The organism is Pantoea sp. Fr+CA_20, from assembly GCF_024520835.1.
Taxonomy (GTDB): domain Bacteria; phylum Pseudomonadota; class Gammaproteobacteria; order Enterobacterales; family Enterobacteriaceae; genus Pantoea; species Pantoea allii.
In genome coordinates, this window is the sequence record NZ_JALNPN010000002.1 from 79,223 (window position 1) to 92,125 (window position 12,903).

Here is a 12,903-nt window from a genome sequence, read left to right on the forward strand (position 1 = left end):
TGAATGGAGTCGCTATAGTGAAGAAACTGGCGTAATGAAGTGTCTGATAAACTTAAAATTCGCGTCAAGATTGTTACCTTGATCACATATTCTTGCCGCTGTTTATCCTCTCTTTCTGCGGGCACAGCACCCGGTTGCATCCTGCTATCTCGGCACGCGGTGTTATCCGTTCGGTAATGTTGCGTCATCTCCGCGGAGAGAGGATGGCATCGCCGTGTGCGATAGGCGTTATGCGTTAAGGCACTGGCTAAAGCCTGATAGCAGGTCGCGGGCATGATCCTGATGTCCACTGAATCAGCGCTATCAGGGTTAATCGCAACCACCATTATAATTTATGTTTTCACCGAAAATCCGCGCTCAAACCGATTAAACACATCAACCTGCCATCTTAAATTCCTGACTTCCGCCTGAATATACTGCCCATAACAAAAATATCCCTCTTTATTGATTAAGATCATTTTTCTGATTTATAAAAATAATATTAAAGAAACTTATGTAAATTTTGCTTTTTTCGTTAATCCTTTTCCAGACTGGTGCCGATAGAGAACAAAACGGTAATCCATCGGGAACATCTACATGAAAATCTCTACTCGTCTTTCAATCGGTTTCGGTTTGTTAATTCTGCTTTTTATTATCTGTACCTCCATCTCCCTTAACTCGCTGCATAACGCTAAAACGGGGATGGATGAGGTCGTGAATGTCAAAATGAGGAAGTACCAGCTTATTCTTGATATGCGCGGCGGGCTGCGGGATTTGGCGATAGCCGTGCGAAATCTGGCCTTACTTTCTGACACGAAAGAGATGCAGCCAGAATGGGAACGCATTGAGGCGCAGAAAAGCCTGTTCACCAAAAACCGTGAAACGCTTGAAACCATTATGCAGAGCCAGTCCACTGCTGAAGAACAAGCTGCCTTGAGTCACATCAAAGAACTTGAGGCCACGGTGATGGGTGCCTTTGAGTCCGCCGGGCAACTGGGACTGAAGAATGAGCGAGATGAAGCGACACGTTATCTCATGGAAACCCTGCGTCCGCTGCAACGCGATATGCTGAACGCCCTAAATAAAACCACCGACATTCTGATGCACAACAGCCGAAATGCGGTGGAAGTCAACAGTAATGCCACCAGTCGGGCCTCGCTGACCCTGGTGTTTTTATCCGTGCTTTCCGTGCTGTTCTCGGTGGCCACCGGCTATATGATAACCCGTGTGTTGATGCGCCAACTTGGCGGTGAACCGGCGCAGGCACAAGTGCTGGCGGCCACGATTGCCGCAGGCGATCTGACCTCCAGCGTCACGCTCCGTCGTAATGATTCCACCAGCCTGCTTGCTTCACTGGATGCCATGCAGGCCAAACTTCGTGGTCTGGTATCGGAAATTAAACAGACCTCGGGCAATGTCGCGCTGGCGGCTGAAGAAATCGCCCAGGGTAATACGGAGCTCTCCTCCCGTACCGAACAGCAGGCAGCCGCGCTGCAGGAAACCGCAGCCAGCATGGAACAGCTTACCGCCACAGTGAAAAGTAATGCCGCCGGTGCTCAGAGTACCGCATCTACGGCTCGCGAGACCGCCGTACTGGCACGCAGCGGCGAAAGCGACGTCCACCGGATGTCGGAAACCATGAACGAGATTTCGCTGAGCGCGTCTAAAATTCGCGATATCACCGGCGTCATCGAAGGAATTGCCTTCCAGACCAATATTCTGGCGCTCAATGCTGCGGTTGAAGCCGCACGGGCCGGCGAAGATGGCCGCGGTTTTGCGGTGGTGGCGGGCGAAGTCCGTACCCTGGCGCAGCGCAGCGCTACCGCAGCGAAAGAGATAAAATCACTGATTGAGCAGGCAGTGGAACAGGTTGGTAGCGGCGTGAAAGTCGCCAGCGGTACAGGTGACAGCATCCTGAAGATTGTCAGCATGGTGGGCGATCTGGCCAGTGCGATGGATGAAATCTCACTGGCCTCTTCCGAACAGATGCAGGGCATTTCTCAGGTCAGCGTCGCCGTCAGCCAGATGGACAGCGTCACGCAGAATAACGCCGCCCTGGTGGAAGAGTCATCGTCCGCTTCACAGTCACTTTCTGAACAGGCGCACGCCCTGCGCGGCATGGTCGAAGCCTTCAGGGTATAAATGCGCCCTCTTCACCTGGCAGAGATGACCTGACCGATCAGGTTATGTCTGCCATCCCGTTACGGGGACCGGGCCAGAACAGTGCGGCCTGGCCCCAGCCGGCCTCTGCGTCCCTGTCTGACTGCCATACCTCGCCCTCATAGATGATGAAACTCTTGCCCTGTTTATCTACCCGCGGCCCGCTGTAGCCGATGGCAATGCCGTCGCGTTTGACAATGTCCAGCAGGCGCTGCCGCGCTTCCCTGTCGGAAGGTCCGGCACTCAGTCGTGAAGGCAATTGCAGCATCTCTTCCAGGCTGTATTTGAAGCAGCTCAGTGCACAACGATTGGCATAAACAAATACCGGATCGGCTTCGCTACTGTGGGCCAGAATGCTGTACGGTGCATGTTCATGCAGCCACAGGTAGCGATCAACATGCACATCGGGGCAATAAAGGCCGCGTCCGGTGAGTGCGCGGTAGCGTTCATCAATACGCTGCAATAAAGCCAGTTGGTTTTCCGTCGACATTATCAACTCCGTTACAAAAGGCAGGATGCGAGGAAGTAATGTGGCGGGATGCGTGTTGAAAATCAAGAATGGGTTACGGTGAAGATGAATGGCTCGCAGGTATCTCCCTTGCGCGCTGCGCACAGCGCGGCTATCGCCGCTCACTGCACGTTAGAATATTGGTATCTCCCGCGCCCCATCCACAGGGTGATCCATAACGGCATTCGATTCTGTTGGCTTGCCCTGTGTGCGCTGAAGTCAGCCAGCCTGAACGCAAGCCCAGGCTGGCTGGCGGTTTAGCTCAACGGCGGCCAGAAGGCTTTATTCGCCTCGATAAGATCGTCGAGAATCGCGTTTGCGACCGTCGCACTCGGCACCGTTTTAGACAAGGTAATGGCCTGCCATAACTTTTGCCGGGAACGCGCTTCCCATGCCTCCACCACAAGCTTTTCGACCGCAACCTGCTGACTCATTAAGCCCTTCTGGAAAGTAGGAATGTCTCCAACCTGAAGCGCTTCCGCACCGTTACGACCGACCAGACAGGGAATTTCCACCATCGCTTCCGGGTCTAAGTTAGAAATGGCACCCCGGTTAGGCACAATTAACAGCATACGCGCCTGAGTATTGAAGGCGATCGCGGTCGCCAGATCGACAATGTAGGAAGCATGTTCGTCTATCTCCAACTCGCCGGCAGATGAATGACCTGCATCGCTGATTGCCCTGCAGGCACTGAATACCTGCTTTTCACGATGCTCCATCACTTCATTAGCGCGTGTGCGTGCAGGATTGGAATGCGCGACCACATAATCTGGAAACAGATAATATTTCAGATAGGTATTGGGCAACGTCAGTGGGTCCAGCGCCTGCACATCGCGCGCCTTCACGAAGGTGTCGTTCCAACTCGGCTCTACTGACGACGCATCTGAAGGCGGCACATAGCCGTGTTTCGCCACGTACTCACGCAGTTGTGGCATCAAATCATTTCCCTCCAGATCTTCAACAGCAGTCCACCAGCCAAAATGATTGAGTCCGTAGTAGCGTACCCGCATTTGTTTGCGGTCTTGCAGACCGACAATTTTTGCCATCCGACCTTCTATACCAATCGGCATATCACAAATGTTCAGGATCTTCGCCTCAGGTCGCAGGCGCCGCGTTGCCTCAGCCACGATGGCAGCCGGGTTAGAATAATTCAGCATCCAGGCGTCGGGTGAGTACTGTTGCATATAATCGACGAGCTCAAGGACGCCGCCGATTGAGCGCATCCCATAGGCAATGCCACCCGGCCCACAGGTTTCCTGGCCCAGCACACCATGACGCAACGGGATTTTTTCATCTTGCTCACGCATGGGATATTTACCGACCCGAATATGCGCCATAACAAAATCGACGTCGCTAAATGCTTCCTGCGGATCGGTGGTGTAGCTGAACGCAATCTCAGGTGCCTGTTCCTGCAAGATAATCTGACAGGCCTGTGCAATGGTTTCCTGACGGGCGGCGTCATTATCGTAAAATTTCAGCTGGCGCAAAGGAAAGCGGTGCCGGTTCGCCAGGAGCATCAGCACAATACCCGGCGTAAACGTGCTGCCGCCGCCCGCAATTAAAACTGAGAATGTCTTCATAATGGTTTCTCCATGGAAGGTGTTGCTTCAGATTCGGCCTGGTCTTTCATTTGGCTTTCAAGTTGCTCGCGCACCTGGGGGACCTGTAAGCCCACGATGACCTGAATACCGTTGCCACGCCGGACGACACCGTGCGCCCCCAGCGCCATAAACGCGGCATCGTTTTGCGTTTTAGCCTCATCGACCAGGGTTATCCGCAGGCGGGTGGCGCAGTTGTTGATGTTGGCTATATTGCTGGCCCCACCTAATGCTTGCAGAAATCCCCTCGCCTGATCGCGTTGCGGGTTCTGCCCACCAGATGAAGCAGACGCGTGTCGCGCTGCCCGGTAGTCGGCTTTGTTGTAAAGCCTGACTTCACTGTCCTCACGACCAGGTGTTTTCAGGTTCAACCGCAGGATGAGTTGGTGAAAAACCACAAAGTAGAGGCCCGTAAAAACCAGGCCAATGCCTATTTGGGTCAGGACCATGCCAGCATGATTAGGGAACATGGGTATCCAGTTTTGCGGCAGAAACTGGTCCAGTAAGCCACCGCCATAATTCCCCACGACGCCGCACATATACATTGCTGTCGCCATGCTGGCGGCCAGCACAGCGTGCACCGCAAACAACAGGGGCGAAATAAACAGGAAGGTAAACTCCAGGGGTTCTGTGATGCCGACCAGTACGGCTGTCAACGTGGCCGGAATTAATAACCCTGCGACTTTGATCCGCTGAAGCGGTGAGGCTGTCGAATAGATCGCCAACGCAATCCCCACTGCGCCAAACACTTTGGCATTGCCATGAAGGGCGAAACCGCCTTGAGGAAACAGTTGTTTGAGGGGTTGCGTGCTCTGGCTGAACGCCTGCAGATGCTCGGCCCAGTAAACCTGGATGCCACCTTCAACCACTGCCGGGCCAAAGATAAAAGGTCCATAAATAAAATGGTGCAGTCCGGTGGGGATCAGAATGCGTTCAAGAAAGGTATAAACCCACACGCCAACAGCGCCCGCATCGCGTAAAAACTGTTGAAGCGACTCAATGCCCATTTGAATTTTGGGCCAGCCAAACAGCGTTAACCAGGCGCAGGGGATCATCGCTAAGAAGGCAACAATGACCACAAATGATGAGCCCTGAAAGATCCCCAGAAACACCGGCAGTGGTTTATCAAAATAACGATTGTGTAGCGCCGTCACCAGACCGGCGATGACGATGGCACCGATGATGCTGGTATCCAGCGTTTTTATCCCGGCGATCATGGCCAGTCCGCTTCCGGCTTCAGTGCCTTTGGAAAAATCGACGGAAAAAAAATCGCCCCAGGTGCTGCCCATGGCATTAATCAGGTAATTCCAGGTTAAAAAACTGACGACAACGGCCAGGCAGGCACGTCCCTGGGACTGTTTTGCCAACCCCACCGGCAAGCCAACCGCAAAAATTAACGGCATATTTCTAAAAACCGTCCAGCCGCCTTCTTCAATAATGAACACTATTTGATTAAATAAACTATCTGGATGCGTTAGTGCTTCCCCTACAAATAAAGGATTGCGTAACATAATTGAAAGGCCAACGATGATGCCGACAAAGGGAAATAACAATACTGGGGTAAACATGGCGCCGCCAAAGCGCTGTATTTGACTGAGCATTTTAGTTCCTCACGCAACGACTCTAAGAATATATCGTTATAGTCAATGTAACCGCAGTCAAAATAAGGCAATAGCTCACCTGACATACGTGGTCACTGGCGACTTTGTGAGCACCCTCATGGTTTTATTTTTAATCATGATGTCTATTTTCATGGTAATAACCAGACATCTTGCCGTGCGGTTAAAAAAATAAAAATTGAGTTTATTTATAACCCCTGCACGCCTTAACGTTATGCTACGTATGTTGGCGGTTATGTCCCCATTCCAGGAGGTACAGAAGTGATCTATAAATTTATTGCTGACAAACTTCGTCTCCGGTTAAATTCACCCTATGTGGCGGTCGGTAGTGCTATACCGGCTGAAAAAGTGCTCGCCACAGAATTTGGCGTGGCGAGAATGACCCTACGTAAGGCAGTAGATTTGCTGGTCAGTGAAGGGTTGCTGGAGCGACGACATGGCAGCGGAACCTACGTTTCAGGAAAGGATATTTGTCATGAAACCAGTTCGCTCACCGGGCTGGCTGAGGTATTACGTCTGCAGGGAAAGGAGGTTATTAGTAAAGTTCTGGCATTTGAATTAATCGCCGCGCCTCCCGCCGTAGCCAGTCAGTTACGCATAAACAGCGGTGAACGCCTCTTTTTCTCACGTCGGTTACGATATGTTGATGAAAAGCTGCTGATGCTTGAAGAAAGTTATATGCCAGTTAAAACATTTCCTGATCTTACCCTGGCCCATCTGGAAAAATCTAAATTTGACTATATCGAGCAGGAATGTGGCATTGTTTTAGAGGGCAATTACGAATCTTTGAGCCCGGTTTTATCAGATAAGCGCCTGTCGCACCTCATGAATATCGCTGAGAAAACACTGCTACTCAGAGTCGATTCGCTTTCATACAGCAATACGGGCGCATTTATCAACTACGCAGTGATGTACAGAAACACCTACGATTACCAGGTTAACTATCATTTACGACGCACCGGGTTGAGTGACTAAAGCTATCAGCAGTCTTCATCAAGGCGCGAGCGTGCTTCACTCCCGTGAAAGAAAATCACCGGTTCGAATCGCAGTTTAGTTTTTGAGACAGAGTTTCGTTAACACATTTTAAAATGTCGTTAAATTTAATGTAGCAGGCGATCGGATAAACTTGTCTGTTAATTTAACAAAAACGCCACTCATAAGGAAAATGGAGGCACTTATTTCAAATTAAGGAAAATGCAGTTCTTTCCTCGTGGCACATCTTTAGCGATCCACTGCTGTGCTGCATAATAGCTTTGTAAAAATTATCCTCCTCCCTATCATCAGCCACGTTCAATTGGTTAATTAAATTTATAAGTCCTTTTAAATGACCATTCCCCCAGAAACTTTCACCCTACGTACAGATTTTATTATTTCAAAAATATGCGTTTTTTATTAATTTTTTATATATTTTCTGCCGATAAGAACCCTGAACTTAACTTTCAGGAATTCTAAGATGAAAATCTCAACGCGTCTGGCAATAGGTTTTGGCCTGTTAATTCTGCTTTTTATTATTTGTATTGTTATTTCTTTCAAAGCCCTTAATTCCGCCAGTGCCGGTATGGATGATGCGGTCAATGTTAAGATGCGCAAATATCAACTCGCCGTTGATATGCGAGATGAACTGAGAGATATGGCTATTGCAGCGAGAAACCTCGCGCTTCTTACCGATATCAAATCAATGCAGCCTGAGTGGGAGCGGCTGAAACTGCAAAAAGCGGCTTATTTAAAAAATCGTGAAGCCCTTGAAACCATCATGCGTACGGACTCCACGGCCGCCGGGCGTGCCGCGCTGGAAAAACTTCAGGTCAATGAAGATCAGGTGCTCTCCGGTCTGGAAAAGGCCGGTCAGTTTGGTCTGGATAACCGTTCACAAGAAGCCATAAATTACCTGATGGTAACGGTGCGTCCTGCTCAACGTGCACTTCTCAGTTCTCTTAGCGAAATGACTACCGTTCAGTTGAATAACAGCCGTAAATCAGTCGAAGATAACAGTCGTTCAACCCGAACCTCAACGCTCATTTTGGTTATCCTGGGCCTGCTTTCCATCGTGTTTTCAGTCGTCACCGGATTTATTATCACCCGTGTGCTGATGCGTCAGTTAGGGGGCGAGCCTGCTCAGGCCCAGTCTATTGCGGCTGCGATTGCCAACGGTGATTTGACCTCCGCAGTGCTACTGCGTCGTAACGATACTTCAAGCCTGTTGGCCTCCCTTGACGGTATGCAGGCCAGGCTCCGCAGCCTGGTTTCAGAGATCAAAAGCTCTTCCGCTAACGTCGCGCTGGCCGCCGATGAAATCGCACAAGGCAATACCGAACTCTCTTCCCGTACTGAAGAGCAGGCTGCCGCCTTACAGGAAACCGCTGCCAGCATGGAGCAGTTAACCGCGACAGTGAAGAGCAATACCTCTGGGGCACAGCACACAGCGACATCAGCGCGCGAGACAGCCAATCTGGCTCAACGTGGTGAGGCAGATATGCAACGGATGTCGGAAACCATGAAAGAGATTTCAGACAGTGCGACAAAGATCCGTGATATCACCGGCGTCATTGAAGGCATTGCTTTTCAGACCAATATTCTGGCGCTTAATGCCGCCGTTGAAGCCGCGCGGGCCGGAGAGCAGGGTCGCGGTTTTGCCGTAGTGGCAGGGGAAGTCCGAAATCTGGCCCAGCGTAGTGCTATCGCCGCCAAGGAAATAAAAACGCTGATTGAACAGGCCGTTCAACAGGTTGCAGACGGTGTGACAGTCGCGAGTGGAACCGGTCAAAGTATTCTGAAGATTGTTAACATGGTGGGTGAACTGGCAACGGCAATGGATGAGATCTCTCTGGCCTCGTCCGAACAGATGCAGGGGATTTCGCAGGTCAGCATCGCCGTGAGTCAGATGGACAGCGTTACCCAAAACAACGCCGCACTGGTTGAGGAGTCCTCCTCGGCATCACAGTCACTTTCTGAACAGGCACACGCCCTGCGCGGCATGGTTGCAGCGTTCCAGGTGTAACGCCCTTTAGCACAAGGCAATGAAACGTGACCGCGCCGGTTACGTTTCGGCCCTCCGGTTGCGGGGGCCGGGTGCTGTCTGACCAACCCTGTGAAAACAGGGCTAGATTGTCGCAAACGCAGTTCCCCTATATCTTCAGGGCTGGGGTTAAAGTACTTTAGTGCACAATGATGACACCCTGTCTGCTACACCGCTTTAGCCAGAGCTGTAACGCGCTTATTAACACAGTCATGAATAGCCGTCATCGACATCATAAAGGCGGTGAAGCCCACATCGGCTGAGTTAACTGGAAAATTGATCGATACGCTGCTTAAGGCCAGCATTTTTTAGATAACATTACTCTCTGTGCAGCAAGAAGCCTGATGCGAGGGAGAAAGGTAGTGGGCTCTTATTGAACATCAAAAACTCGATATTAGGTGTTATATGCACATGCATGTAAAAGTTAGATACTGATATCAGCATGTCAGGGTGCACATAAAGAGAAAAAGACGACATCAAATTTATTTAATGTCGCCATGATTACGTAAGACCTTTTCATTCTGCAAACCAGCTTCAATCAGAGATCATAATCAGCAATTATATCTTCCACCTGCTTGTTACCTCTGTATTTCTTCTTTAACTGTTTTTGTTGCTCACGGGCCTGTGTACAATATTTGTCCACACCAGCTTCAATTTCCTTTTTCCGGCTTTTAGATAAAGAGCTGTCCCACTCACCCGCGAAATGCTGACAGTCCTCAGCGTTGTCCTGAAAAGCCTTTACATCAGCTTGTAATGGCTCAGCTTGCACGGAGGAACAACTGACTGTGACTAATAAGGTTGTTAGCACCATTATTATTTTTTTCATATTATCTCCCATCCGATGACCAGTGGGGCTTATCTCTGGCACCACCATGATATTTAATTACGCCATAACTTCTGCCTACCAGATGAAGCGCTGTATTCATTCCATCCCTCGGGGGGGCTTTTATAATGACAGTTCTGTTATTTTTGTCGACGATGTTTAGATCACCTGACCATGAAATGTTCATATCAATAGCATTACCCTCGGTATGCCGACTCCGTAATGCTGGAGCTACATGCAATCCAGTCATGCCGTAGGCGGCTACCATAGCGTTAGCTTCATGCAAACTTTTAGCATCGTTTTTATGGTCCCATTCGATGTTTACACCAGCCATCGGAGGTACATCGGAAACGTGGACGATCCTCCGGCTTATTTTCCAACACCAATGCATGAGGTAAGCTCTTTCTGGTGGGCGAAGCGTAGCTGCAATGGTAACGCTGGCTCCGGCCAGCTTCAATGCAGACAAAAATTGCTCAACATTTGTTCTAAATGGGTAACTTAATGTTTGAGTCGATGCACTGCCCTGAAATTTATTGACCCAACGTGCGCCACTTAACTCCTTCATAATACTCTCCTTTTTTAGCACACTTAATAATAATTGAATTTGAATGGATTGAAAAGTCATAATTAAAATTTCATTAAAATTCACCTGTTAAAAATAGCTTTTTATTTTTTTCTTAAATTACCCCCATCATCGAAAGCACATTTTTAGGCGACAAAGACGAACACTACCAATTTTTATTGGTAGTGCAATTAATTTGAAGCGTGTTTACACGGTATCTAAATCTACGCCTTCCAAAGATGAATTCCTGTGCTTGACTATGGCTTGTGAACCTAAACTCAGTATTGAAATAATCTGGAGTTGAACGATCAGTGCTGTCTTCACAGAGCACGCCCTATAAAAGCGCAAAGAATTGGCCAATAAACATCAAATCATCCCTGAAAAACCATCCATCGACTGGATAAATCAGAGTCATCAGAACCCTTTATCCAAAAACACCCCTTATAAATATAAACTATTGTATTAATAAAGCATTATTTAGAAATTCATCCGCGACTGTACGTCAGGAAAAGAGTGCGAGTTTTCGAAAAGAATCAGTGAGCCAGTTGAGAAAAATATAAAAAGCAGACAGAAAAAACGATGAGACGGTTAAATTTTTATAACGCCCTATTCAGTAACCGGAGGCGAGTTAAGCGTAAGTCGCTCATAATAATGCTGCAACAAAGCATATTGAAGTGCTAATAACTTTAAAATAAACGGTAATCAGCTTAACTCAAAATACGCTTCACATGAGGGTTGCGAGAATGAGTACGAGCCATGATAAATTGACGTGTATTAGTCAGACTCTGATTTTGTATATTTTTATTGATTTATTAAATTTGTAGCTCGTTCTTAATCGACAAATGTATTTTTATATTTAATTTCCTTCCTGCCAAATCTGGCATCATAGGTTGAATGATCCTCGGGCCATGAATCATGCTTCCGCATAGTATTTGGCCTATGTCCGTCGTTCAGTTCTTTGACCGGTGGTTACCTGACGCCGCTCAAAGAACTGAACGACGGGTTCTAAAAGTTTATCCCAAAGCACTCCGATATTGGTTCGACTAAAGGGCCAGGTTATGCCAAATCCCCACCTGTTTATCTAAAACAGGAAAACCAAAAATCAGCGAAAGCACAAGAATTAACGTATTGATTTTAATGAAAATTAAAATTAATGGTATAAAAAAAGACCGAACACGATTCCTGTATTCGGTCCAGGGAAATGGCTCTCAAGGAGCCGTGCGCTAAAAGTTGGCATTGATAGAGGCTCTCGCCTTGCTAATAAAGCGTAGGACAACCCTGTAGATTTTCCAGCCAGCGCAGCGGCTCAGTCCATAAACCCGACAGGTTTGTGACCGGTAAGACAAATTTGCGGTGATTCGGGCACGTCACCGTGCCCTGAGTCTTATTGGGTGCAGAGCGCCTGGGCGCGTTCAACAATCGGTTGCAGACTCATCATCTGACCCGGATGTGCTTTATCGGGTGCCTGAATCACACTGATGGGCTGCGCTGTCACCCGCTTAGCATTGAGCTGGGCATCCGCTTTATCATTGAGCGGATACTGCATCAGAGTACTGGGATTGATGGCAAACAGCGATCCGTCTTTCTCGCAGGTTAACATCACCTCTTCACGATTAAATGGCCATTTGTCTTTGCCAATTTCAAAACGGCTGACGGTGATGATTTGCGCCGCCAGCGCCTGACCAGCCAGCGTTAATAACAGCAGTGTGGGGATCGCTCTCTTCAGCAACATAACTTACCTTTATCGGGTTCTTATCAATCAGGTTGGCGACAACGTGGCGAACACGCTGACCAACCCCACTACGCCGCATGCCAGCACAATTTCCAGCTGAGTCATACGAATAAACAGACGTTGCGCAGCAAGGCCCGCAACATGAAAGCGCGGGACCAGCCAGTAGCGGTTCCAGAGCGCAATCAGCACCATAAGTGACACCAGCCCTGCCTTGCACAACAACAGTACAACATAATCATTGAGATGCCAGTCTACTGGCGACCCGGCAATCAGCAGGCTGTTAATCACACCGGTGACGATCGTTAAGGCTACAGCAATGTGACCATAACGGGAAAAACGCATCATGGTTCGGATGGCATCAGTCCGGAATTCAATATTACGTGCCACTCGCATCAGCACCAGTATCGGCACTAACCCGCCCGCCCAGAAGGCGGCGGCGACTAAATGTACTGCGTGGTTACCTTGTTGCAGCAGTCCGGTTATACCTTCGCGCATTGCGGCATGGCCGGTGAGCGCCAGGGAGCCGGTCTGCAGCAGGCCAGACAACAACCAGACCTGCTGACGTAGCCGCCCGCGCAGGATTATCGCGGCCAGGCCGCACAGCGCAAACAGTAGCTGCCATTGCCATACCGATCCCCAGCGGGTTGAGAACACCGCCAACCAGACAGACATGTCTGACAGATTGTGCCAGTCGCCGCTCATCAGCACATTTTGCGTGGCCAGCATCCCTAGCGCCGTTAACAGCGCCAGCCAGGCGCTTGCCTTCAGCAAGGGAAACAGACGGGTTGCCAGTGATGGCCGAAACGCAGCAGGCGCCAGCAGCGTGGTATAAAAGGTGCTTCCCACCAGCAATATCAACGCCGTGAAATGCAGCGCGCGCAGCACCAGCCACAACAGGGTCACAGA

The 12,903-nt window shown here is 49.4% G+C and carries 10 protein-coding genes; 3 read left to right on the top strand and 7 right to left on the bottom strand.

Annotated features, from left to right (window positions below; translation table 11 throughout):
- The first annotated feature begins 576 nt into the window (after nucleotides 1-576).
- The gene (locus NR177_RS02845; protein WP_256852257.1) at nucleotides 577-2,121 is read left to right on the top strand and encodes a methyl-accepting chemotaxis protein; all 1,545 of its coding nucleotides are present in this window, start codon (nucleotides 577-579) and stop codon (nucleotides 2,119-2,121) included.
- 37 nt (nucleotides 2,122-2,158) lie between these two features.
- On the opposite strand, the gene NR177_RS02850 is transcribed toward NR177_RS02845, so the two are convergent.
- The 3 genes from NR177_RS02850 to NR177_RS02860 form a co-directional block, all read right to left on the bottom strand.
- Nucleotides 2,159-2,629 (bottom strand): MEKHLA domain-containing protein, encoded by a 471-nt coding sequence (locus NR177_RS02850; protein ID WP_256852258.1) that lies wholly within the window; start codon nucleotides 2,627-2,629, stop codon nucleotides 2,159-2,161.
- 275 nt (nucleotides 2,630-2,904) lie between these two features.
- The gene (locus NR177_RS02855) at nucleotides 2,905-4,227 is read right to left on the bottom strand and encodes a 6-phospho-alpha-glucosidase (RefSeq protein ID WP_256852259.1); all 1,323 of its coding nucleotides are present in this window, start codon (nucleotides 4,225-4,227) and stop codon (nucleotides 2,905-2,907) included.
- Nucleotides 4,224-5,846 carry an alpha-glucoside-specific PTS transporter subunit IIBC gene (locus tag NR177_RS02860; protein WP_256852260.1) on the bottom strand — a complete coding sequence of 541 codons (1,623 nt, stop codon included), beginning with the start codon at nucleotides 5,844-5,846 and terminating at the stop codon, nucleotides 4,224-4,226. Before NR177_RS02860 ends, NR177_RS02855 begins: the two co-directional genes overlap by 4 nt.
- A gap of 279 nt (nucleotides 5,847-6,125) precedes the next feature.
- Here NR177_RS02860 and NR177_RS02865 point away from each other — a divergent pair, with 279 nt between their 5' ends.
- Nucleotides 6,126-6,839: a GntR family transcriptional regulator gene (locus NR177_RS02865; RefSeq protein WP_256852261.1), complete on the top strand. Its 714-nt coding sequence runs from the start codon at nucleotides 6,126-6,128 to the stop codon at nucleotides 6,837-6,839.
- A gap of 478 nt (nucleotides 6,840-7,317) precedes the next feature.
- Nucleotides 7,318-8,862 (top strand): methyl-accepting chemotaxis protein, encoded by a 1,545-nt coding sequence (locus NR177_RS02870; RefSeq protein WP_256852262.1) that lies wholly within the window; start codon nucleotides 7,318-7,320, stop codon nucleotides 8,860-8,862.
- Between the two features lie 556 nt (nucleotides 8,863-9,418).
- Here NR177_RS02870 and NR177_RS02875 read toward each other — a convergent pair.
- The 4 genes from NR177_RS02875 to copD all read right to left on the bottom strand — a co-directional run bounded on the left by NR177_RS02875 (nucleotide 9,419) and on the right by copD (nucleotide 12,900).
- Entirely contained in the window at nucleotides 9,419-9,754 is a 336-nt protein-coding gene (locus NR177_RS02875; RefSeq protein WP_306277974.1) for a hypothetical protein, read from the bottom strand.
- The gene (locus NR177_RS02880) at nucleotides 9,708-10,268 is read right to left on the bottom strand and encodes a peptidoglycan-binding domain-containing protein (RefSeq protein WP_256852264.1); all 561 of its coding nucleotides are present in this window, start codon (nucleotides 10,266-10,268) and stop codon (nucleotides 9,708-9,710) included. The genes NR177_RS02875 and NR177_RS02880 overlap by 47 nt, the downstream gene beginning before the upstream one ends.
- Nucleotides 10,269-11,649: 1,381 nt before the next feature.
- Nucleotides 11,650-11,997 (bottom strand): YebY family protein, encoded by a 348-nt coding sequence (locus tag NR177_RS02885; RefSeq protein ID WP_063879880.1) that lies wholly within the window; start codon nucleotides 11,995-11,997, stop codon nucleotides 11,650-11,652.
- 27 nt (nucleotides 11,998-12,024) lie between these two features.
- On the bottom strand, nucleotides 12,025-12,900 hold the full coding sequence (gene copD / locus NR177_RS02890) for a copper homeostasis membrane protein CopD (protein WP_256852265.1): 876 nt from the start codon (nucleotides 12,898-12,900) through the stop codon (nucleotides 12,025-12,027).
- Between the last annotated feature and the right edge of the window lie 3 nt (nucleotides 12,901-12,903).

Bases quoted from the DNA above. Each gene is read 5' to 3' on its own strand.
- NR177_RS02860 (WP_256852260.1), bottom strand. From the start codon at position 5,846: ATGCTCAGTCAAATACAGCGCTTTGGCGGCGCCATGTTTACCCCAGTA.
- NR177_RS02885 (WP_063879880.1), bottom strand. From the start codon at position 11,997: ATGTTGCTGAAGAGAGCGATCCCCACACTGCTGTTATTAACGCTGGCT.
- NR177_RS02845 (WP_256852257.1), top strand. From the start codon at position 577: ATGAAAATCTCTACTCGTCTTTCAATCGGTTTCGGTTTGTTAATTCTG.
- NR177_RS02875 (WP_306277974.1), bottom strand. From the start codon at position 9,754: ATGGTGGTGCCAGAGATAAGCCCCACTGGTCATCGGATGGGAGATAAT.
- NR177_RS02850 (WP_256852258.1), bottom strand. From the start codon at position 2,629: ATGTCGACGGAAAACCAACTGGCTTTATTGCAGCGTATTGATGAACGC.
- NR177_RS02880 (WP_256852264.1), bottom strand. From the start codon at position 10,268: ATGAAGGAGTTAAGTGGCGCACGTTGGGTCAATAAATTTCAGGGCAGT.
- NR177_RS02855 (WP_256852259.1), bottom strand. From the start codon at position 4,227: ATGAAGACATTCTCAGTTTTAATTGCGGGCGGCGGCAGCACGTTTACG.
- NR177_RS02870 (WP_256852262.1), top strand. From the start codon at position 7,318: ATGAAAATCTCAACGCGTCTGGCAATAGGTTTTGGCCTGTTAATTCTG.